Source organism: Janthinobacterium sp. 1L-D-8-B-C4 (genome assembly GCF_057291295.1).
Genome location: NZ_JBXAVX010000008.1, coordinates 139509 through 161279 on the forward strand (window position 1 = coordinate 139509; position 21771 = coordinate 161279).

Here is a 21771-nt window from a genome sequence, read left to right on the forward strand (position 1 = left end):
TGCTTGAACTACACGACCTTGATCAGTGCCAGCGAGCTGGCCAGCCATCTGAACGACGGCAACTGGGCGATTTTTGACTGCCGCCACGACCTGATGAACCCGGCGGCCGGCAGCGATGCGTTTGCCGCCGGGCATATCCAGAATGCGCAGTTCGCCAATATCGACACCGACCTGTCCGGCCCCAAGGCCCCGGCCGGCGCGGCCTTCACAGGCCGCCATCCGCTGCCCGACCGCCATACCCTGATCGCCACCCTGCGCGGCTGGGGCATCAATCACGACACGCAAGTGGTGGCCTACGACGGCCAGGGCGGCATGTTCGCCGCGCGCTTGTGGTGGCTGCTGCGCTGGGTCGGCCATGCGAATGTGGCCGTACTGGACGGCGGCCTGGCCGCCTGGCAGGCGCAGGGCTTGCCGGTCGTCACGCCGGTAGCACCGCGCCCGGCCGGCAATATCGCCGAACAAGCCAGCCTGGCGCGTACCGTCAGCGTGCAAGAGGTGGTGGCCAACCTTTCCACGCAGGAACTGCAGGTGCTCGACGCGCGCGCGCCGGACCGTTTCCGTGGCGAAAACGAAACCATCGATCCGGTCGGCGGCCATATCCCGGGCGCCAAAAGCCGCTTCTTCAAGGACAACCTGCAGCCCGACGGCCGCTTCAAACCGGCCCAGGAACTGGAACAGGAATTCGCCGGCCTGATCGACAAACCCGAGGCGGCCATCATGCAATGCGGCTCGGGCGTGACGGCCTGCCACAACCTGCTGGCCCTGGAAGTGGCGGGCCTGCCGGGCGCGGCGCTGTACCCAGGTTCGTGGAGCGAATGGTGCGCCGATCCGGCACGGCCGGTGGCAACCGGTAACACCTAGCGGCGGCAAGCTACACGCTGATCCCCAGTTCGCGGTTCAGGCGGGTGATTTCTTCCTGCCACGCCTGCTGGCTGGCCAGCTTTCGGTGCCGTGGCTTGCGCGCCAGATCCTCAGCCAGCAATTGCTCCAGTTCGCACAGGCGTTCGAGCTGCCGTTCGCTGTCCACCGCCACCGCGGCCACTGACGGCGGGGCCGCATCCGGCAGCCGCTTGCCGGCATTCAATCGCGCATAGGCGCTGGCCGCGTCCGGCCAGGCTTCCAGGCGCCCATCGGCCACCACCCAAAAGCGGTTGCACGCCGCCTCGATCAGGTCGCGGTCATGCGACACCAGCAAACAGCCGCCCTCGAAACCTTGCAGGGCTTGCGCCAGTTCGCGCTTGCCCTGCAGATCCAGGTGATTGCTCGGTTCGTCGAGCAGCAGCAGGTGGTAACTTGCCAGCGACAGGCCCAAAAACAGCAGCCGCGCACGCTCGCCACCACTGAGGCTCGCCACCGTCAGCACATGGCGCGCATAGGCAAAGCCGGCGCTGATCAGCGCCTGCCGCCGTTCGGCTTCCTTCGTCACGGCGAACGCATACAGCGCGTCGGGCAGGCTGGCCTCGTCCGCCAGTTGCCTGAGCGACTGGTCGTAGTAACCGATGCGGGCGGCGTGGTGCCAGCGCAGGTCGACCCTGTCCTCTTGCGCCTGTACCGCCTGCCAGCACAGGCGCAACAATGAAGACTTGCCGCCGCCGTTGGCGCCCAGCAAGGCGACGCGATCACCCGGCTTGAGCCACAGCTGCCCGCTCTGGAACAACTCCGGTGCGCCAGGCGCGGCACGCACGGCCAGGCCATCAAGGGCCAGCAGTTGGTCGGCCGCCAGCGCCTTGCCGTGCAGGCGCAGACGCCAGGGGGCGCCGTCGCTGACAAACGTCTGCGCCTGCTCAAGCTTGCCGATACGCCGCTGCATGGTCTTGGCCTTGCGCGCCATGCTTTCGTTGTCGTAGACCTTGCCCCACAGCGCCAGCCGCGCGCTGCTGACGGCGAGGCGGTCGATCTCCTTCTGTTCAGCCGCATGCCGGGCGCTGGCGGCCACGTCGGCTTCGGCCAGCGCCGCCAGCGCGGCACCGCATGGCAGGTCAAAATCGTGGATGCGCCCATCGCGCAAGATCCAGCTGCGCGTGGCGACATTGTCGAGCAGGCGCTGGTCGTGCGAGACGAGGATGAAGGCGCCGCGCCAGGCCAGCAAAAATTGCTCCAGCCACAGCAGCGACGGCAGGTCCAGGTGGTTGCTCGGTTCATCGAGCAGCAGCACATTAGGCTCCTGCAACAGCGCGCGGCCCAGCAGCAGGCGCGTGTGCTGGCCGCCGGACAGCGAGCGCACCGGCACCTGCGCCGTGGCCGCATCAAAGCCCAGTTCGGCCAGCAGGCCGTCGACGCGCCAATGCAGTTCGGGCTGATCCAGCACGGGCACCAGCAAGGCCTCATGCAGGCTCAGTTCGGCCAGGCCAGACGGCAGATGCTGCTCGACATGCTGCAGCCGGCAGGCGCGCGCCTGAGTGATGGTGCCGGCGCTTGCTTCACGCGTGCCGGCGAGCAATCCCAGCAGGGACGATTTGCCGCAGCCGTTATGGCCGATCAGGCCGATGCGGTCGCCCTGGCGCAAGGTAAAGGCGAGTTCGTGGAACAGGAAACCGTCATGGGCATCCAGCTGTAATGCTTGTGCAGAGATAAGGGTAGTCATGGCTCTTGTCTTTGTTCGGGATGCAAGCATCCGCGTTAACAGGAGCGCCAACGACAACCATGAGCCGAGAAAGACTCTGTAGAGAGGGAAACTTTGCTCTGACCCGGTTATCGCAGCGCGATAGAACGAGGGCAAGAGCGGGCAAATGCACTGGAAGAACGTGCGCGCCACAGGGCGAACACAAATAAACTATCCATCATTTCCTCCTTTCTTTTCAAGTGAATAAGAAAGGCCATGCTACACCGTTATGTGCCGGGTTTCAAGCGTGCCGGTGCCGCGTCAAAAACAGCACGATGCACACGCCCAGCGCGATCAACAGCACCTGCGGTATGGTTTCGCGCAGGGTCGAACGGCGCTGCATCTGCGGCATCAGGTCAGACAGCGCGATATAGATGAAGCCGGACGAGGCGAACACCAGCACGTACGGAATCAAATTGCTGGCGCGGTCCAGCGTGAAGTAGCCCAAGAGGCCGCCGGCCACCGCCATCAGGCTGCACAGCAGGTTGAAAATGTAGGCGCGCAGGCGCGAGAAACCGGCGTTCAGCAGCACGATGAAGTCGCCGATTTCCTGCGGGATTTCATGCGCGATAATCGCCAGGCCGGTCACCAGGCCCAGCTTCGGGTCGGCCAGGAAAGCGGCGGCGATCAGGATGCCGTCGGTGAAATTGTGCATGCCGTCGCCGACCAGGATCATCCAGCCGGCCTTGCCCGCTTCGTGCTTGTCGTGGCCATGCGCATGGTGATGGCCATCGCCTTCGTGGTGGTGGGAATGGCGCAGGATGGCAAACTTTTCCAGCATGAAAAACGCCAGCAGGCCGGCCAGCAAGGTCGCGAACAGGCTGCGCGGATCGGCTTGCGACTCGAACGCTTCCGGCAAGGCATGCAGCAGCGAAGTCGACAGCATGATGCCGACCGACAGGCTGACCATGCGCTCGACCACCTTGGACAAGAATGCAAACGAGAAAATCGCCGCCGCAGTAATGCTGAACAGGCCCGCGATCGTGGTCGCGAGCAAAATGGATATCAGGACGGGATCGATGATTTCTTACCTCAAAAGGGGCGCCAGGATACTGGCGTCCGCTGTGCTGGAACGTGCTCAGTACGGTATTGCTTGTTATTGATTGATGCAACCTTGGCAGCGGCGTGGCGCGAACAAGATGCAATTGTACTGCATTGACAGCCGGACCGGGCATTTGTAGCCCGGCCGGCTTTGCAGGTCAGTGAGGAAAGATGCTGCTTACACCACGCCGTGGGCCTTGAACCAGGCCAGGCAGCGCGCATAGCCATCCCTGGCGTCGGCCGCCACATAGCTGGGCCGGTAGTCGGCATTGAAGGCGTGGCCCGAGTCCGGGTACACAACGAATTCGGATTTGCTCGCGCCCTTGGCCAGCGCCGCCTTCATGGTCGCGATCGATTCCTGGGTGATGCCGGTATCCTTGGCGCCATACAGTCCCAGCACCGGCACGGTGAGCGCGGGCGCGATATCGACCGGGTGCTGCGGCGTGATCGGCGTCGATTCGCCGACCAGGCGGCCATACCAGGCCACGCCCGCCTTCACGGCCGGATTGTGCGCCGCATACAGCCAGGTAACGCGGCCGCCCCAGCAAAAACCGGTAATGCCCAGGCGCGCGGTGTCGCCGCCGTTCTGTTTGGCCCAAGCGACGATGGCGTCAAGGTCGCTCATCACCTGCGCGTCAGGTGTCTTGCCGACGATGTTTTTCATCAGCTCGGGCATGCTGGGCGCCTTGGTGGCGTCTCCCTGGCGCACGAACAGGTCTGGTGCCAGCGCAAGATAACCCTGCTTGGCAAAGCGGCGCGCCATGTCGGCGATATGCTCGTGCACGCCAAAGATTTCGGAAATCACCAGCACCACCGGCAGGCCCGTCTTGCCTTCGGGCTGGGATGCGTAGACGGGCACGTCCTGGCCGTCGACCTTGACCATGACGGTGCCGGAAATGAGGCCCACGCCATCGGTCTTGATGACGTTTTGCGCCACCACCGGCAGTGCGGCCACAGCAAAACCTGTACCGAGCGCCACCTTCAGGAAGCCACGCCGGCCGTCAAGCCCCGTCAGCGTGCTCTGGCCCAGCAGACTTTCCACATCGGTGATCATGTCTTTCATGCGTTTCTCCTGAAGGTATTGCGTTAAGAAAATTAATGCGCCTGGTCCCAGTTTTTGCCGACGCCCACTTCGGCCGTCAGCGGCACTTTCAGCTGGGCCACGCCGGCCATCAATTCAGGCAGCCGGCGCTTGACCAACTCCAGCTCGGCGTCCGGCACTTCCAGCACCAGTTCATCGTGCACCTGCATGATCATTTTCGTTTGCAGGCCGTCCTGCTCCAGCCAGTCCTGCACCGCGATCATGGCCAGCTTGATCAGGTCGGCAGCCGTGCCCTGCATCGGTGCGTTGATTGCCGCCCGTTCGGCGCCCTGGCGGCGTGGACCGTTCGGCGAATTAATTTCCGGCAACCACAGGCGGCGGCCAAACACGGTTTCCACATAGCCACGCGCCTTGGCTTGCTGGCGCGTGTCTTCCATATATTGTTTCACGCCCGAAAAACGCGCGAAATAGCGGTCGATATAGCTTTGCGCGGCCGTGCGGTCGACGCCCAGGTTGCCGGCCAGGCCGAACGCGCTCATGCCGTAGATCAGGCCAAAGTTGATGACTTTCGCGTAGCGGCGCTGCTCGCTTTGCACTTCGCTGGCGGCCACGCCGAAAATCTCGGCTGCGGTGGCGCGGTGAATGTCGATGCCCTCGGCAAAGGCGCGCAGCATCGCTTCGTCGCCCGAAATATGCGCCATGATGCGCAGCTCGATCTGCGAATAGTCGGCCGAGATGATGCTGCTGCCCGGCGGCGCAATGAACGCTTCGCGGATGCGGCGCCCTTCGGCGCTGCGGATGGGAATATTCTGCAAGTTCGGATCGTTCGACGCCAGGCGCCCCGTGACGGCCACGGCTTGCGCATAATTGGTATGCACGCGGCCGGTAGTGACATTGATCATCTTCGGCAACTTGTCGGTATAGGTCGACTTCAGCTTGGCCATGCCTCGGTATTCCAGCAGCACCTTGGGCAGCGGATAATCCTCGGCCAGCTTTTGCAGCACCTCTTCATCGGTGGACGGCGCGCCGGTCGGGGTTTTCTTGATCACCGGCAGCTTCAGCTTTTCAAAGAAGATTTCGCCAATCTGCTTGGGCGAGCCGAGGTTGAACGGCTGCTCGGCCAGCTCATAGGCTTTCTTTTCCAGTTCCAGGATTTTCACGGCTAGTTCGGCCGATTGCACATTGAGCAGCGCATCGTCGATCAGTACGCCATTGCGCTCGATCTTTTGCAGCACCTGCGCCGTCGGCAGCTCGATCTTCTCGTAGATATACGTCAGCTTTTCATCGTTGGCCACATTGCCCCAGATGGCGTTATGCAGGCGCAAGGTCACATCGGCGTCTTCCGCCGCGTACCTGGTTGCCTGGCCGATCTCGACCTGGTTGAAGGTAATCTGCTTGGCGCCCTTGCCGCACACGTCCTCGAACGGGATGGTCGTGTAGTTCAGGTGGCGCAGCGCCATGCCGTCCATGTCGTGTTTCTTGTGCGACTCGAACACATACGATTCAAGCAAGGTGTCGTGCACGATGCCGCGCAATGTCACGCCATGGTTGGCAAAGATATGGCTGTCGTATTTGAGGTTCTGGCCCAGCTTGGGTTTGGCTTCATCTTCAAGCCATGGGCGCAATTTATCGAGCACGTGCTGGCGCGACAGCTGGTCCGGCGCACCCGCGTAATCGTGCGCCAGCGGAATATAGCAGGCCGCATGTTCCGCCACCGACAAGGAAATGCCGACCATCTGCGCCGTCATCGGTTCGAGCGAGGTGGTTTCCGTATCGACGGCGGTCAACGGCGCCGCATCGATCAGGGCGATCCATTTGTCCAGCTGTTCATCGGTCAGCACGGTTTCATACACGGCTTCAGGAGCGGGGACTGCGTCCGCAAACATATCGCCGGTGGTGTTCGCAGCAGCATTGGCAACAGGCGGCGCGCCTACCGGCGACATCGGCGGCGGCGCCCCGCCGAGTTCGCGCAGCAGCGCCTTGAAGCCGTAGCGGTTGAAAAACGCCAGCAGCGCATCGCGGTCTTCTTGTTTCGCCACCAGCGACTCGGCAATCGTCGTCATGTGGCCGGACAGGTCGCAGTCGGTCTTGACGGTGATCAAGGCGCGCGCCTGCGGCAGCCACGGCAGCGCCGTGCGCAGGTTCTCGCCCACGGCGCCGCCTACATTGGCCGCGTTTTCCATCACGCCTTCCAGGCTGTCGTACAGGGTCAGCCATTTGACGGCCGTCTTCGGTCCGCATTTCGACACACCCGGCACATTGTCGACCGTATCGCCGATCAGGGACAGATAATCGATAATGCGGTTCGGCGGCACGCCGAACTTGGCCAGCACCGCCGCTTCGTCGAGCTTTTCATTGCTCATGGTATTGATCAAGGTGACCTGGCGGTTGACCAGCTGCGCCAGGTCCTTGTCGCCGGTCGACACCACCACGTTCATGCCGGCCGCTGCAGCCTGCACCGCCAGGGTGCCGATCACGTCATCGGCTTCGACGCCGTCGACCATCAGGATCGGCCAGCCCATGGCCTTCACGGCTTCATGGATCGGTTCGATCTGCAGGCGCAAATCGTCCGGCATGGAGGCCCGCGTGGCCTTGTATTCAGGATACATATCATCGCGGAAGGTCTTGCCCTTGGCATCGAACACGCAGGCGATATACGCAGCCGGATAATCGGCGCGCAAACGGCGCAGCATGTTGACCATGCCGTGCATGGCGCCGGTGGGGTAGCCGTCCGGGCTGCGCAGGTCGGGCAGCGCATGGAAGGCGCGATAAAGATAACTGGAACCGTCGACTAACAGCAGGGTGTTTTGCATAATGCCAATAAAATAAGGTGAGCCGCGCCGGCTGCAGAGAAACATGGGCGGGCGGGTGGAATATCGCACAATTATGGCAGAGTTTACGGCGCCATCATGGCGGGCGTGCGCGACTGTTTTTGCTGGTACGGACACGTGCGCAGGCGCGCTCAAGTATTTCGCGGCATTTAAAACAGCGCGCTTGGCAGTTTGTTACAATGCCCCATAGATAATGAGGGCTGACTGACAGCCCGGATACCGTAGCTGCACGCTGCGGTCACACTAGGAAGCGACCCGATCATGATGCGTACCTCCACCTTCTGGAAAATCCTGGCCCTGCCCCTGCTGGCAGTATCGGCCCTTGCCGGCGCCCAGACGCCAGCCAAGCCCAGCGATGCTCCGCCGCAGCTGGAAAAAATCGAAGAAATGGGCGAAGCGCCGATTACCGTGACGCCAGCAGCGCCGGCCCAGCAGATCACGGAAAAACGCGAAAATGGCGTGACGTCGGAAGTGAAAGTGACCTCGGGCGGCAGCACCTATTACATGAAGCCATCGGCCGGCGGCGACCAGGCCCATGGCAGCGCCCTGCGCGGCCCGCAATGGAAGGTGATGGAATTTGACCTGGGCAAGAAAAAACAGAAACAGCGTGATGACGAAGCGGCCGACGATGTGCCGGCGCCACCGCCGCCAGCCAAGTAAGCATCCACTCTTTCACCGCCCTGCCCCGGCCAGCACGGGGCAGCCGGCTTTTTTTGACCTTTTTTGATCTCCCCTCTTTCCCATGGCAGTTTTTACCGCGCTAAACCTGGACGATATCGGCCAGTGGATCACGCAATTTCCACTCGGCAAGCCCCTGGCCCTCAAGGGCATCGCTTCCGGCATTGAAAACAGCAATTTTTTCCTCAGCACCGAGCGCGGCGAGCATGTGCTGACGATCTTTGAAAACCTGAGCTTCGAGCAATTGCCGTTTTATCTGCAACTGATGCGCCACCTGGCCGAGCGCGGCGTGCTGGTGCCGGCGCCGATCCCGAACGCCGACGGTGAACTGGTGTCAGCGCTGCAAGGCAAACCGGCCGCCATCGTCAGCAAGCTCGATGGCAGTTCGCAGATGGAACCGCAGCCCGTGCATTGCGCGGCCGTCGGCGCCATGCTGGCAAAAATGCACCTGGCGGCGCAGGATTTCCCGCTGCAGCAACCGAATTTGCGCGGCCTGGACTGGTGGAACGCCACCACGCCACTGGTGTTGCCGCACCTGGACGATGCCAACGCGCATTTGCTGCGCGCCGAAATTCATTTCCAGGATGCCTTTGCCGCCTGCGCTACCTATAAAGCCTTGCCGCGCGGCCCGGTGCATGCCGACCTGTTCCGCAACAACGTGATGTTCGACGGCGAACAGCTGACCGGCTTTTTCGATTTTTACTTTGCCGGCTGCGACACCTGGCTGTTCGACGTGGCCGTCACCGTCAACGACTGGTGCATCGATGTGGCAACCGGCAAGCTCGATGCAGCGCGCGTGCGCGCCCTGCTTGACGCCTACCAGGCCGTGCGCCCGTTGACGGCCGAAGAACACACGGCCTGGCAGCCCATGCTGCGCGCTGCCGCGCTGCGCTTCTGGCTGTCGCGCCTGTACGATTACTACCAGCCGCGCGCAGCCGAAATGCTGACGCCCCACGACCCCGCGCATTTTGAACGCATCTTGCGCGAACGCATCACTACACCTGCACCGGAATTGTTTTAAGAACATGGAAAAATTACCTGCAAGCACGGGCTGGCACTGGGTGAAACAAGGCTTCGGCCTGTTTCGCAAGCAACCTGGCGGCCTGTCGATGCTGTTTCTTGGCTATATGGTGTGCATGCTGTTAGTGAGCATCATCCCGCTGCTGGGGCAATTGCTGCCCGTGATCCTGGTGCCGATTTTCTCGGTCGCCTTCGCGCAAGGCTGTTTGAATATCGACCAGGGCAAGCGCGTCGTGCCCAGCTTGCTACTGTCCGGCTTTCGCAAGCCGGCCCTGCCGGTGCTGTTCGGTTTGGGCGTGCTGTACATCATCATGGCCATCGTGGCCATCGGCGCCTCGTCGCTGGTTGACGGCGGCACCTTGTGGCAACTGGTGACGGGCCAGCTCAATCCGCAAACCTCGCCCGACGTGATCCGCGAATCGAATATCGGCTCGGCCATCCTGCTGACCATCGTCATGTATATTCCCGCCGCGATGGCCTTCTGCTTTGCCGCGCCGCTGATCTACTGGCAGCATGTCAGCCTGGGCAAGGCGCTGTTCTTCAGCTTTTTCGCCGTCTGGCGCTCGCTGTCGGCCTTTATCGTGTTCGCCTCGACCTGGTTCGCCATCAGCATCGTCACCAGCCAGCTGCTGTTCATGATCGTCGGCCGCACGCCAATGGCGATCCAGCTGATGATGCCGCTGTCGATGATACTGACCGTGATCATGCACTGCTCGTTCTATGCGGCGTACCGGCAGATTTTCGGCGTGCCGATGGATGCCAGCAAGACGGTGTCGCTGGACAAGACACAATAAAAAATCTTGCAGCAAGTAAAAAAGGGGCGGTCCATATGGAGCGCCCCTATTGGTGCAACCTTACCGTCCCAGCCGCTCCAGCTTGGCAATTCCCAGGTCGAGCACCTTCATGCCATGCTGGCCGAAGTTGATCTGCGCGCGCGCGTTGCCGCCGCCGCCTTCGATATTGACGATCACGCCTTCGCCGAACTTGGCATGCGCCACCGATTCGCCGATGCGCCAGCCGCCACCGGGGGATTTTTGTGCGATCTTCTGCGCAATCGCGTTATCCGACCCCAGGCTGCCGGCCGTGCGCGGCGCTTCGTCCCAGGCAGACTTGCGGTTGCCGAACCAGTTGGCCTGCACTTTCGGCGACAGCCATTTCAATGACTCTTCCGGCAATTCATCGAAGAAGCGCGACTTCATGTTGTAGCGGGTCTGGCCGTGCAGCATGCGCGTCTGCGAAAAGCTCATGTACAAACGCTTGCGCGCGCGCGTGATGGCCACGTACATCAAACGCCGCTCTTCTTCCACACCATTGTCTTCCTTGGAACTGCTTTCGTGCGGGAACAGGCCCTCTTCCAGGCCGGTGATAAACACGTTGTCGAACTCTAGGCCCTTGGCCGAATGCACCGTCATCATCTGCAGTGCATCCTGGCCCGCCTGCGCCTGGTTGTCGCCGGCTTCCAGCGAAGCGTGCGACAAAAACGCCGACAGCGGCGACATCACGGCCGGCAGCGGCGCGTCGGCGTCGAGGATTTCGATGCCGTTCTGGTTGACCACCGGCGCGCCCGATTGCGCTTGCGCGGCCGGCCCCAGGTGGGCCGGCGCTGCCTGGCCGAACCCTTCTTCGGAAACGAACTGGGTGGCGGCGCTGACCATCTGCTCCAGATTCTCGATGCGATCGGCGCCTTCTTTTTCGTTCTGGTAGTGTTGCAGCAAGGTACTCGCTTCAAGTACCACGCGCACCATTTCCGGCAGGGACAATTGCTGGGTTTCAAAACGCACGCCTTCGATCAGCCTGACGAAACCGCCCAGGCTGGTACCGGCCTTGCCCGTCACATACGGCACGGCCGCATACAGCGAGATGCCATATTGCTCGGAGGCGGCCTGCAACTGCTCGATCGAGCGCATGCCGATGCCGCGCGTGGGGAAGTTCACCACGCGCAAAAAGGCCGAATCGTTGTGCGGATTGTCCATCAGCTGCAAATACGCGATCGCATGCTTGACCTCGGCGCGCTGGAAGTAGCGCTGGCCGCCATACACGTGGTATGGAATCGCCGCCGAGAACAGCGCATGCTCGATCACGCGCGACTGCGCGTTCGAGCGGTACAGAATCGCGATCTCGCTGCGCGAAGCGCCCTCGGCGATCAGGCTTTTCGCCTCCTCGATGATCCACTGCGCTTCCTGCAGGTCGGAACTGGCTTCATACACGCGCACCTGCTCGCCATGGCCCGCATCGGTGCGCAAATTCTTGCCCAGGCGCTTGCTGTTGTTGGCGATCAGCACGTTGGCGCTGTCGAGGATATGGCCGTGCGAGCGGTAATTCTGTTCCAGCTTGATCAGGTTTTTCACCTGGAACTCATGCTCGAAAGCGCTCATGTTGCCGACGTTGGCGCCACGGAAGGCATAGATGCTCTGGTCATCGTCGCCGACTGCAAACAGTGCGCCGCCATCGCGGCTGCCATGGCCGGCCAGCAATTTCAACCAGTTGTATTGCAGGTTATTCGTATCCTGGAACTCGTCGACCAGGATATGGCGGAAACGCGCCTGGTAATGTTCGCGCAGCGGCTGGTTGCGGCTCAGCAGTTCATAGGTGCGCAGCAGCAGTTCGGCAAAATCGACCACGCCTTCGCGCTGGCACTGGTCATCGTACAGCTGGTACAGCTCGACCATCTTGCGCTCGTGCGCGTCATACGCCTCGACGTCGGTGGCGCGCAGGCCCTGGTCCTTGGCGTTATTGATGAAATACATCACCGTCTTCGGCGGGAATTTTTCATCATCGATATTGTTCGCTTTCAACAAGCGCTTGATGACCGACAACTGATCCTGCGAGTCGAGGATCTGAAAAGTCTGCGGCAAGGCCGCATCGCGGTAATGCGTGCGCAGCAAGCGGTTGCACAGGCCGTGGAAAGTGCCGATCCACATGCCGCGCGTGTTGATCGGCAGCATCGCCGACAAACGCGTGAGCATTTCCTTGGCGGCTTTATTGGTAAAGGTCACGGCCAGGATGCCGGGAGGCGACACCTGCTGGGTCTGGATCAGCCAGGCGATGCGGGTGGTCAGCACGCGGGTCTTGCCCGAGCCGGCGCCCGCCAGGATCAAGGCATGCTGGGCTGGCAAAGTCACGGCGGCCAGTTGTTCGGGATTGAGGTTGTGAAGAAGATTTTGCATGCCGTGATTATACCGATACTGCATCGGCGCGCCGCAATCTACTGTGGATTTGTCCAGCAGTATCGCCAGTTTCAGCCAACGGCGCTACAATCGGCGCGATTGCAACACTGACGGGATCGCTCTCATGACACCACCCGACCATATCGACGGCGCCCGCGTACTGGCCTGGGCCTGGTCCGACCTGCCCTTCGGCCACGTCACCGATGAGACCGGCACAGGCGCCATCGCCATCCATGGCTTGGCGCTGTGCCGCTATGCCGACGACGCGCGCGTGTACCGCGTCAGCTGCGATGCGCACTGGCAATGCCGGCAGGACCAGGTGCATGACACGCTGGACAGCGCCAGGGACGGCTTGCCGGCGCAATACCGCGCCAGGCCTGCCCGCTGGCACGCCAGATAACTCTCTTATTGCACCGGCCTGGCCTTGCCTTCGCTGACGGCTTGCGCGATCAGCTGGCGCGTGGTCCTGTCGGCCGCCTTGACGACTTTTTCCTGCTGCCGGCCCAGCTCACCCATCTGTTTGCCCAAGGTATCCATCGGCTTGCCGCGCTGGTCCATCTGGCGCGAGATCGTCTCCATCTTGTCCGCTTCGCGCTCGTGCACGGCGGCAATGCGGTCGTTGACCTCCTCCATCTCATCTTGCGCATCTTCCATCTGCTGCTGCAACTTTTCCACTTCGCGCCCGACCGTGCGGCGCTCGGCCGGTGTCTGGGCCAGCGCCTGGCGGCGCGAGGCATCGCCCAGTTTGCGGCCCAGCTCGCGCTGCTGTTGGCCCAGCGCCTGCAGTTTTGCCGCTTCGCGCGTATCGCCCCTGGCCTGGGAACGGCCATGCTCGCCCATCCTGCTGCCCAGCTCTCCCATCGCCTTGCCATGTTCGCCCATCTGATTGCCCAGCGCGCTCATTTGCGCGCTGATCTGGCGTGACGGCTCCCAAGCGGTACGCACCCTGCCCACCAGCGCGACATCCTGCAGGACATAGGCCTTGCCGGCATCGCGGAACCACAGGAACGGTCCCTTGATCGAGCGCTTCAGGCTATCGAGTTGCCGGTTGTCTATATCGGCACCCGACATCATGATGGTCTCGCCATCGCGGCTGCCATCGACAAGGGCATAGCCCTCGCCACTGTCCAGCGAACGGCTCACTTGGACGCTGGGTGCGGCCGGTGGCTGCGGGGGGTGTGGCGGCTGCGGCGGTTGCACGGCCAGCGCGCTGGCACCGACGAGCATGCCGGCCAGGCCTGGCATCAAACGGTGGAAAATGGACATGGCTGCCTCGCAATCAATGGTTGGATATCGACTGTAGCGTCGCCTCGCGCATGCGATGGACGGATAGCACAGGCAAAAAAAATGCGGGGGGCGGAGTCCCCCCGCAAAAACCGCCGTTGTACGGCGAGATTTGACTATAAGGCGATGCGCGCGGCGCTGCCATCGCAATGCGACAGAGTGCTGGCAGGAGCGATGGAATGGCGAATAGACGGAATGAACGGAGAAAAAAAATGGAGGCCGCAGGCCTCCTTAAACACGCCGGCATGCGGTAATGCCGTTCAGTTAGTGTTCCTGGGCTCCCGGCAAACCTGCAAAACGGATTAAAAATCCAGTCGCCCGCACAGGCCCGCCGGGCCAAGCGAGCCTGAAAAATGTCGAGGGCAAGGCGCAGCGACGAAGACAGTACGCATGGTCGGCGAGGAGCTGCAACGCCGCCATCGGCATTTTCTCGGGCTCGCGTCCCCCCGGCCCGCCATTTTTACGTTTGTACGCCTTACGCATTGACATGCGTTGGACAGCTTAACCAAACGGCATTACCGGCATGCGGCATAGTTCACAGCCGATCAATACAGCACGACGGAGCGGATCGACTCGCCGCTCTTCATCAGATCGAAGCCTTCGTTGATGCGTTCGAGCGGCAAGCGATGCGTGATCAGGTCGTCGATATTGATCTTGCCTTCCATATACCAGTCGACGATCTTCGGCACGTCGGTGCGGCCGCGCGCGCCGCCAAAAGCCGAACCGCGCCATTCGCGGCCCGTCACCAGCTGGAACGGACGGGTCGAAATTTCCTGGCCGGCGGCAGCCACGCCGATAATGAAGGACTTGCCCCAGCCCTTGTGGGTGCACTCGAGCGCCTGGCGCATCAGGGTGGTGTTGCCGACGCACTCGAAGGAATAGTCAGCGCCGCCATCGGTCAGCTGCACGATGGCGTCGACCACGTTTTCCACTTCGTTCGGATTGATGAAATGCGTCATGCCGAACTTGCGCGCGATCGCCTGGCGCGCCGGGTTGATGTCGATGCCGATGATTTTATCGGCGCCGACCATTTTCGCGGCCTGGATCACGTTCAGGCCGATGCCGCCCAGGCCGAACACGGCCACATTGGCGCCCGCCTCGACCTTGGCCGAGAACAGCACCGCGCCCACGCCGGTGGTCACGCCGCAACCGATATAGCAGACCTTGTCGAACGGCGCGTCTTCACGGATTTTTGCCAGCGCGATTTCCGGCACGACGATGTAGTTGGAAAAAGTCGAGGTACCCATGTAGTGGAACAGCGGCTTGCCGTCGAGCGAGAAACGGCTGGTGGCGTCCGGCATCAGGCCACGGCCCTGGGTGCTGCGGATTTTCTGGCACAGATTGGTTTTCTGCGACAGGCAGAATTTGCACTCGCGGCATTCCGGCGTGTACAGCGGAATCACGTGATCGTCTTTTTTCAGCGTTTTCACGCCCGGGCCAACGTCGACCACGATGCCGGCGCCTTCATGGCCCAGGATGGCAGGGAAAATGCCTTCCGGATCGGCGCCCGACAAGGTGTAGTAATCGGTATGGCAGATGCCGGTGGCTTTCAGCTCAATCAGCACTTCGCCTTCGCGCGGGCCGGCCAGGTCGACTGTTTCGATGGTCAAGGGGGCACCGGCCTTCCAGGCCACGGCTGCTTTGGTTTTCATGTTTGTCCTGTAAAAATTTACTTGGGCGTTTTCGCGCGATTCAAAAACGCGCCGTGCAGGCCGTTCAGGGTTTCCTCGGCCAGCAGCAGCTGGCTGGCGATTTCATTGATCTTGCGGCGGCTCGAGCGCGCATGGTCTCGCAGCACTTCAAAGGCGGTATTGCGGTCGGTCTGGAACTTGCCCATCAACAGGCCCACGGCCAGGCTCGTTTCACGGCCGGCGGCCAGCGCCGCGTTCAGATTCAGCTCGGTGCGGCGCAACTGGCGGATATCGTCGGCGCGCGCCAGGCCCGCTTCAAAGGCGGGCATCAGGCGGCCTTCGTCGACCGGCTTGACGACATAGCCGACGGCGCCATAGGCGGCCGCCTGCTTGCCCGATTCGCTGTCGCCGCTGCCGGACAGGAACATGAACGGCACCGCCGTTTCGGCATGCAGGCGCTTGGCCAGTTCCAGGCCGGACATGCCGGGCATATGAATGTCGAGCAGGGCCAGGTCCGGCTCACGCTGGGCGATCAGCTGCAGCGCCACTTCGGCGGAACTGGCCAGCGCCGTTTCATAGCCTGCATGGCGCAGGACTTCGCCGAGAAACTCCAGCAGCAGCTGGTCATCGTCAACGATCAAGATAAGGCGTTTGGCGGCTGGCTGATTCATGGGCAAGGGAACCTCGGTCATATTAATAGGGGATGGCCTTATTATATGCCGATTATTCCGCGAAACCAGACTCGCTCGCGCCATGCGTTTCAGTCGCCAAACAGCTGATTAAATTTCCGTACCGAAATAGTTACATCGTCCGCCAGGTACACGCTGCTGATCGCCGCCACCAGGTCGGCGCCGCGCGCGGCAAGGGGCGCGGCGTTTTCCGGCGTCATGCCGCCGATCACCACGCAGGGCAAGGCGATCTCGCGTTTGGCGAGCAGCACGATATCGGGATCGGTGGTGACCGGGTACTGCTTGACCAGCGAAGGATAAAAGCCGCCAAACGCCATATAACTTGCGCCCTCTGCGTGTGCCTGGCGCGCCAGCTGCAAATCGCCATAGCACGATGCACCCACCAGCTTGTCCTTGCCCAGCCGGCCACGCGCCTGCGCCACCGAGATATCCGTGCCGCCCACATGCACGCCATCGGCGTCCAGTTCCTCGCACAGTTCGATAAAGTCGTTGACGATGAAAGGCACGCCGTACTTGCGCGCCAATGCCAGCAAGGCGCCCGCCTGTTCGCGCCGCAGCGCCGCATCGGCGCTCTTGTGCCGGTATTGCAGCAGGGCTACGCCTTCCTGCAAGGCTTGCTCCGTCACATCGAGCAAGCGGTCGGTGTCATCCCAGTTCGGGGTGACCAGATACAGTCCACGCATGGTGTTTTCCTTATAAAGTGGTGAGCCGCTGCGGCATCAGCTGGCCCGGTGCAACCGCATAGGCCTGCGCCAGCGCCGCATGGCAATACGCTTGCGCCGCCGCCAGTGCCGCTGGCATGGCCTCGCCCAGCGCCAGCCGCGCCGCAAGGCTCGCTGCCAGGGTGCAGCCGCTGCCGTGAAATTCGCCGGGCAGGCGCGGCCATTGCCACGCCCGCCCCTCGCCCGTAGCGCCGAACCAGCGGTTGACGATATCGCTGCCTGTGCCATGACCGCCGGTGAGCAGCACATTGATGCAGCCGCGCGCCTGCAAGGTAGCCGCCTGGCTGGCAGCGTTCCCGGCCCCGGCCAGGCGCCGCGCCTCCGGTCCATTCGGTACTATCACGGTAGTGACTGGCAACAGCGGCGCCAGCGCCTGCAGCGCGTCATCGACGCCGAGCACATCGCCATGGCCGCTGGCCAGCACCGGATCGAGTACCACCGGCAAGCCGGGATACTCACGCCGCAATTGCACGATCACCAGGGCAATTGCGGCCGCATTGGCCGCGCTGCCCGGAATACCGATCTTCACGGCATCGATCGCCATCTTGCCCGTCAACGCCTGCGCCTGGCGCAGCAGCAGCGCCGCATCGACCGGCTGCACCTCGAACACGCGGTCGTTATCTTGCACCGTCAGCGCGGTGACGACGGGCAGCGCATGCGCGCCCTGCGCTGCAATCGCCAGGATATCGGCCGCGATGCCGGCCCCGCCGGACGGATCGAGGCCGGCAAACACCAGCACGGTAGGCCGCATGGTCGCTCTCACGCCAGCCGGCCCGCCATCGGCGACGACGGCGACGCGGCAAATTTGCGCGGCATGCGGCCGGCCAGAAACGCCTCGCGCCCGGCGCGCACGGCCAGCTTCATCGCGTGGGCCATGCGCACCGGGTCGCGCGCGCCGGCAATCGCGGTATTCATCAGCACGCCATCGCAACCGAGCTCCATCGCAATGGCCGCATCCGAGGCCGTGCCGACACCGGCATCGACCAGCACCGGCACCCTGGCCTGGTCGATAATCAGGGACAAGTTCCACGGGTTCAAGATGCCCATGCCCGAGCCGATCAGCGAAGCCAGCGGCATGATGGCCACGCAGCCGATCTCTTCCAGGATGCGCGCCTGGATCGGATCGTCGCTGCAATACACCATCACGTCGAAGCCATCCTTGACCAGGGCTTCGGCGGCGACCAGGGTTTCCGGCATATGCGGGAAAAGGGTCTTTTCGTCGCCCAGCACTTCCAGTTTGACCAGGTTGCGGCCACCGAGCAGCTCGCGCGCCAGCTGCAAGGTGTAGACGGCGTCTTTTGCCGTATAGCAGCCGGCCGTGTTCGGCAAGATCGTGTACTGGTCGGGCGGCAATACGTCGAGCAGGCTGGGCGCGTTCGGGTCCTGGCCGATATTGACCCTGCGGATTGCCACGGTGATGATCTGCGCCTCGGCCGCATCGGTGGCCGCGCGCGTTTGCGGCAAGTCCTTGTATTTGCCGCTGCCCACCAGCAGGCGCGAAGCATAGGTCTTGCCGGCGATGGTCAATACATCATTGTTTGTTTCTGTATGCATGTTCTGTTCTTTCAGTTATTAGCCGCCGCCGATGGCGCGGACTATCTCCACCTGGTCGCCAGCCTGCAACGGGTGCGCCGGCCAGTTCCGGCGCGGCACCACCGAGCGGTTGACAGCCAGCGCCAGCGCCTGGCCTTGCAGCGACAAGCTGGCGATCAGCTGGTCCAGCGTGTGTTGCGGCGGCACCTGGTGCGGTGCGCCGTTGAGCATGATCGGAATCACGGCGCCCTCCTTCAGACCTTGCGGTACAGCTCGGCGCCGTTCTTGATGAATTCGATCGCTTTGACTTCCATGCCCTGCTTGACGGCGCTCTCTTCCGAAATACCGATGCCGGCCGCGTATTCGCGCACTTCCTGGGTGATCTTCATCGAGCAGAAGTGCGGGCCGCACATCGAGCAGAAATGCGCCACCTTGGCCGAATCCTTGGGCAGGGTTTCATCGTGGAATTCGCGCGCCTTGTCCGGGTCCAGGCCGATATTGAACTGGTCGTCCCAGCGGAATTCAAAGCGCGCCTTGGACAGCGCATTGTCGCGGATCTGCGCGCCCGGATGGCCCTTGGCCAGGTCGGCCGCGTGCGCCGCGATTTTATAGGTGATGATGCCGTCCTTGACGTCGGCCTTGTTGGGCAGGCCCAGGTGCTCCTTCGGCGTCACGTAGCACAGCATGGCGGTGCCGTACCAGCCGATCATGGCCGCGCCGATGCCCGAGGTGATATGGTCGTAGCCCGGTGCGATATCGGTGGTCAACGGTCCCAGCGTATAGAACGGCGCTTCGCCGCACTGCTCCAGCTGCAGGTCCATGTTTTCCTTGATCAGCTGCATCGGCACATGGCCGGGGCCTTCGATCATCACCTGCACGTCGTGCTTCCAGGCGACCTGCGTCAGCTCGCCCAGGGTTTTCAATTCGCCCAGTTGCGCTTCGTCGTTGGCGTCGTAGATCGAGCCGGGGCGCAAGCCGTCGCCGAGCGAGAACGACACATCGTATGCCTTCATGATTTCGCAGATCTCTTCGAAATGCGTGTACAGGAACGATTCCTGGTGATGCGCCAGGCACCACTTGGCCATGATCGAACCGCCGCGCGAAACGATGCCAGTCAGCCGCTTGGCCGTCATCGGCACATAGCGCAGCAGTACGCCGGCGTGGATGGTGAAATAGTCGACGCCCTGCTCGGCCTGCTCGATCAGGGTGTCGCGGAAGATTTCCCAAGTTAAATCTTCGGCCTTGCCATTGACCTTTTCCAGCGCCTGGTAGATCGGCACGGTGCCGATCGGCACCGGACTGTTGCGCACTATCCACTCGCGCGTTTCATGGATATGCTTGCCGGTCGACAGATCCATCACATTGTCGCCGCCCCAGCGGATGGCCCAGGTCATCTTTTCCACTTCCTCGCCGATGGAAGACGTGACGGCCGAGTTGCCGATATTGGCGTTGATTTTCACCAGGAAGTTGCGGCCGATAATCATCGGCTCGACTTCAGGGTGATTGATATTGGCGGGGATGATGGCGCGGCCGCGGGCGATTTCCTCGCGCACGAATTCGGCCGTGATCTCGGCAGGAATGCTGGCGCCGAACGACTGGCCCGGGTGCTGGCGTCCCATCATTTCGGCCATGCGCTCGCCCATCGGCCCGGACGCCTTCAGCTCTTCCAGGTACTGCTGGCGGCGCATGTTTTCGCGGATCGCCACGAATTCCATTTCCGGCGTGATGATGCCACGGCGCGCGTAATGCATCTGCGTGACGTTCTTGCCGGCCAGCGCGCGGCGCGGCTTGCGGTGCAGGTTGAAGCGCAGCTCGGCCAGCTTGGGATCCATCAGGCGGGCGATGCCGTAGTCGGAGGTCGGGCCGGGCAGCTCTTCGGTGTCGGCGCGCTCGAGGATCCACGGCAGGCGCGGCGTGTCCAGCCCCGAGCGGATATCGATGGCGACGTCCGGGTCGGTGTACGGGCCCGAGGTATCGTAGACATAGATGGGAGGATTCTTTTCGCCGCCGAACGACGCTTCCGTGTCGGACTGGCTGATGGCGCGCATCGGCACGCGGATGTCGGGACGGCTGCCCTGCACATAGATCTTGCGTGAATTGGGCAGCGGCGCGATCGCGGCCTGGTCGACCGTGGCGGTGGCGGAAAGAAATTTCGGATTGGCGTTCATTTTGGCTCCTTGGCTAGCTTGTGATAAGCCTGGAGCCAGCTAAGGAGATTCGGCTGCGCGCACGCGGGAATGCGAGGTGCGTTCATCCTAAAGCTTCCCTTCGCTGGCATTATCCAGATCAGGTTCGGAGGGTATTTCTCACCCGCATCTCACCGTGTTGCCACGGCGAGGCAGGACCCCTAGCGTTTGCCGCCTTGCGGCAGCGGGCCAATTATACGCGTTTCAGATCGCGCGGCCAGATGATTTTATTTCTTGCCCCAGCGCCAGCTCGGCGGCTCGCCTTTCCACCAGCACACGCCAATCAGCGCTGCCACGACCAACACTTCGTAGACGATATAGGCAACGACCTGCTGCTGCGGCGGGAACAACAAGGCGCCACTGGCCAGCAAGGCCAGCGCGCCAACGAACACCAGCCAACCTTGCCAGGTGATGGGCAAGCCCCAGCCGAAACCATAGGTCTTGGCGGGGAACCAGTAGGAAGGAGATTTGTCGGTCATGATATTCTCTGGACGATAGGAAGCAGCTGCCAGTATAAATCAGCTTTTCTGCTGGCGCGCAGTGATATCGAGCCCGATGCCCCGGTAACCGACAAAGCGGCTGCCGTGGTCGAACATCGGTTCGCCGCTGACCTGCAGGTATTGCATGCTGCCGTCCGCATTCTGGCGGCTGTAGATAAAATCGAGGAACGGTTCGCGGGCGGCGATTTTTTCGTCGAGCAGGGCGCGCTCGGTGGCGTTCCAGCGCTGCGGTTCGTCTTCGCTGCCGATGCCCAGCATCTCGGCCACCGGGCCGGAAAAGCGCGTCAGGTTGCCATCGGCATCCTGTTCCCAGTACCAGTCCGACGACAGTTCGGTAAAGCGCTGGAAGCGCGCTTCGCTCTCGCGCAGTTCCGCTGTGCGTTCCTGCACCGCGAGTTCGAGCGACTTGTTGTAGTCGGCCAGCTTCTGGTACAGCAAGCGCACTTCGAGCATATTGTGGATGCGGGTTTTGACTTCCACCAGGTCGAACGGCTTGGCAACGAAATCCTTGGCGCCGGCCTGCAGCGCGCGCAGCTTGTGGCCCGGCTGGGCGGTGATCACCAGCACTGGCAGGTAGCTGCCGGCCTCGATGTCGCGCAAGCCTTCCATCACTTCAAAGCCATCCATTTCCGGCATCTGCAAGTCGAGCAGGATCAGGTCGTAGCGGTGCTGCTGGTGCAGCGCGCGCACCGCCTGCGGGTCCATGGTGGAAGTGATGCGGGTGTAGCCCGCATTGCGCAGCACCTGTTCCAGCAGCATCACATTGGCTTCCTGGTCGTCGACGATCAGGATGCTGGCGTTCAATATCTCGGTGGCTTGTAACATGGCGGTAGTCCTGGTAAGTG

General features: G+C 62.4%; 20 protein-coding genes and 1 riboswitch. Of the genes, 5 read left to right on the forward strand and 15 right to left on the reverse strand.

Features of this window, described 5'->3' with window-relative positions; all coding sequences use genetic code 11:
- Nucleotides 1–3: 3 nt before the first annotated feature.
- A complete protein-coding gene (locus AC0Z42_RS15835) occupies nucleotides 4–861 on the forward strand; it encodes a sulfurtransferase (protein WP_485469159.1) in 858 nt (285 codons plus the stop codon).
- Nucleotides 862–871: 10 nt separating this feature from the next.
- Here the strand turns inward: AC0Z42_RS15835 and AC0Z42_RS15840 are convergent, their stop codons facing one another.
- The 4 genes from AC0Z42_RS15840 to polA form a co-directional block, all read right to left on the reverse strand.
- Nucleotides 872–2584, reverse strand: coding sequence for an ABC-F family ATP-binding cassette domain-containing protein (locus AC0Z42_RS15840; protein ID WP_485469160.1), 1713 nt, complete (start codon nucleotides 2582–2584; stop codon nucleotides 872–874).
- Between the two features lie 259 nt (nucleotides 2585–2843).
- Nucleotides 2844–3599, reverse strand: a complete 756-nt coding sequence (locus AC0Z42_RS15845; RefSeq protein WP_485469161.1) for a ZIP family metal transporter — start codon at nucleotides 3597–3599, stop codon at nucleotides 2844–2846.
- Nucleotides 3600–3821: 222 nt separating this feature from the next.
- Entirely contained in the window at nucleotides 3822–4706 is an 885-nt protein-coding gene (locus AC0Z42_RS15850; protein WP_485469162.1) for a dienelactone hydrolase family protein, read from the reverse strand.
- A gap of 32 nt (nucleotides 4707–4738) precedes the next feature.
- On the reverse strand, nucleotides 4739–7498 hold the full coding sequence (polA, locus tag AC0Z42_RS15855) for a DNA polymerase I (RefSeq protein WP_485469163.1): 2760 nt from the start codon (nucleotides 7496–7498) through the stop codon (nucleotides 4739–4741).
- A gap of 279 nt (nucleotides 7499–7777) precedes the next feature.
- On the opposite strand from polA, the gene AC0Z42_RS15860 reads away from it, so the two are divergent.
- From AC0Z42_RS15860 to AC0Z42_RS15870, 3 genes are all read left to right on the forward strand, one after another.
- Nucleotides 7778–8176, forward strand: coding sequence for a hypothetical protein (locus AC0Z42_RS15860; RefSeq protein WP_485469164.1), 399 nt, complete (start codon nucleotides 7778–7780; stop codon nucleotides 8174–8176).
- An 82-nt stretch (nucleotides 8177–8258) separates the two neighbouring features.
- Entirely contained in the window at nucleotides 8259–9215 is a 957-nt protein-coding gene (locus tag AC0Z42_RS15865; RefSeq protein WP_485469165.1) for a homoserine kinase, read from the forward strand.
- A 4-nt stretch (nucleotides 9216–9219) separates the two neighbouring features.
- Nucleotides 9220–10008 (forward strand): BPSS1780 family membrane protein, encoded by a 789-nt coding sequence (locus AC0Z42_RS15870; protein WP_485469166.1) that lies wholly within the window; start codon nucleotides 9220–9222, stop codon nucleotides 10006–10008.
- A gap of 60 nt (nucleotides 10009–10068) precedes the next feature.
- Here the strand turns inward: AC0Z42_RS15870 and AC0Z42_RS15875 are convergent, their stop codons facing one another.
- Nucleotides 10069–12381, reverse strand: coding sequence for a UvrD-helicase domain-containing protein (locus tag AC0Z42_RS15875; protein WP_485469167.1), 2313 nt, complete (start codon nucleotides 12379–12381; stop codon nucleotides 10069–10071).
- Nucleotides 12382–12505: 124 nt separating this feature from the next.
- Between AC0Z42_RS15875 and AC0Z42_RS15880 the strand changes: the two genes are divergently transcribed.
- Nucleotides 12506–12781 (forward strand): hypothetical protein, encoded by a 276-nt coding sequence (locus AC0Z42_RS15880; protein WP_485469267.1) that lies wholly within the window; start codon nucleotides 12506–12508, stop codon nucleotides 12779–12781.
- A gap of 5 nt (nucleotides 12782–12786) precedes the next feature.
- Here AC0Z42_RS15880 and AC0Z42_RS15885 read toward each other — a convergent pair whose 3' ends face one another.
- The 10 genes from AC0Z42_RS15885 to AC0Z42_RS15930 all read right to left on the reverse strand — a co-directional run bounded on the left by AC0Z42_RS15885 (nucleotide 12787) and on the right by AC0Z42_RS15930 (nucleotide 21751).
- On the reverse strand, nucleotides 12787–13647 hold the full coding sequence (locus tag AC0Z42_RS15885; protein ID WP_485469168.1) for a hypothetical protein: 861 nt from the start codon (nucleotides 13645–13647) through the stop codon (nucleotides 12787–12789).
- Nucleotides 13648–14210: 563 nt separating this feature from the next.
- Nucleotides 14211–15317: an S-(hydroxymethyl)glutathione dehydrogenase/class III alcohol dehydrogenase gene (locus AC0Z42_RS15890; protein WP_485469169.1), complete on the reverse strand. Its 1107-nt coding sequence runs from the start codon at nucleotides 15315–15317 to the stop codon at nucleotides 14211–14213.
- A gap of 17 nt (nucleotides 15318–15334) precedes the next feature.
- Entirely contained in the window at nucleotides 15335–15967 is a 633-nt protein-coding gene (locus AC0Z42_RS15895; protein ID WP_485469170.1) for an ANTAR domain-containing response regulator, read from the reverse strand.
- Between the two features lie 89 nt (nucleotides 15968–16056).
- Complete coding sequence (gene thiE / locus AC0Z42_RS15900; RefSeq protein ID WP_485469171.1) at nucleotides 16057–16668, reverse strand: thiamine phosphate synthase; 612 nt, start codon at nucleotides 16666–16668, stop codon at nucleotides 16057–16059.
- Between the two features lie 10 nt (nucleotides 16669–16678).
- Complete coding sequence (gene thiD / locus AC0Z42_RS15905) at nucleotides 16679–17458, reverse strand: bifunctional hydroxymethylpyrimidine kinase/phosphomethylpyrimidine kinase (protein ID WP_485469172.1); 780 nt, start codon at nucleotides 17456–17458, stop codon at nucleotides 16679–16681.
- Nucleotides 17459–17466: 8 nt separating this feature from the next.
- Nucleotides 17467–18261, reverse strand: a complete 795-nt coding sequence (locus AC0Z42_RS15910) for a thiazole synthase (RefSeq protein WP_485469173.1) — start codon at nucleotides 18259–18261, stop codon at nucleotides 17467–17469.
- 18 nt (nucleotides 18262–18279) lie between these two features.
- Nucleotides 18280–18483 (reverse strand): sulfur carrier protein ThiS, encoded by a 204-nt coding sequence (thiS, locus tag AC0Z42_RS15915; protein WP_485469174.1) that lies wholly within the window; start codon nucleotides 18481–18483, stop codon nucleotides 18280–18282.
- A gap of 11 nt (nucleotides 18484–18494) precedes the next feature.
- Entirely contained in the window at nucleotides 18495–20408 is a 1914-nt protein-coding gene (thiC, locus tag AC0Z42_RS15920) for a phosphomethylpyrimidine synthase ThiC (protein ID WP_485469175.1), read from the reverse strand.
- 78 nt (nucleotides 20409–20486) lie between these two features.
- A riboswitch (TPP riboswitch) is annotated at nucleotides 20487–20599 on the reverse strand.
- A gap of 54 nt (nucleotides 20600–20653) precedes the next feature.
- Complete coding sequence (locus AC0Z42_RS15925; RefSeq protein WP_485469176.1) at nucleotides 20654–20905, reverse strand: hypothetical protein; 252 nt, start codon at nucleotides 20903–20905, stop codon at nucleotides 20654–20656.
- Nucleotides 20906–20944: 39 nt separating this feature from the next.
- Nucleotides 20945–21751 (reverse strand): response regulator, encoded by an 807-nt coding sequence (locus AC0Z42_RS15930; protein ID WP_485469177.1) that lies wholly within the window; start codon nucleotides 21749–21751, stop codon nucleotides 20945–20947.
- Nucleotides 21752–21771: the final 20 nt, after the last annotated feature.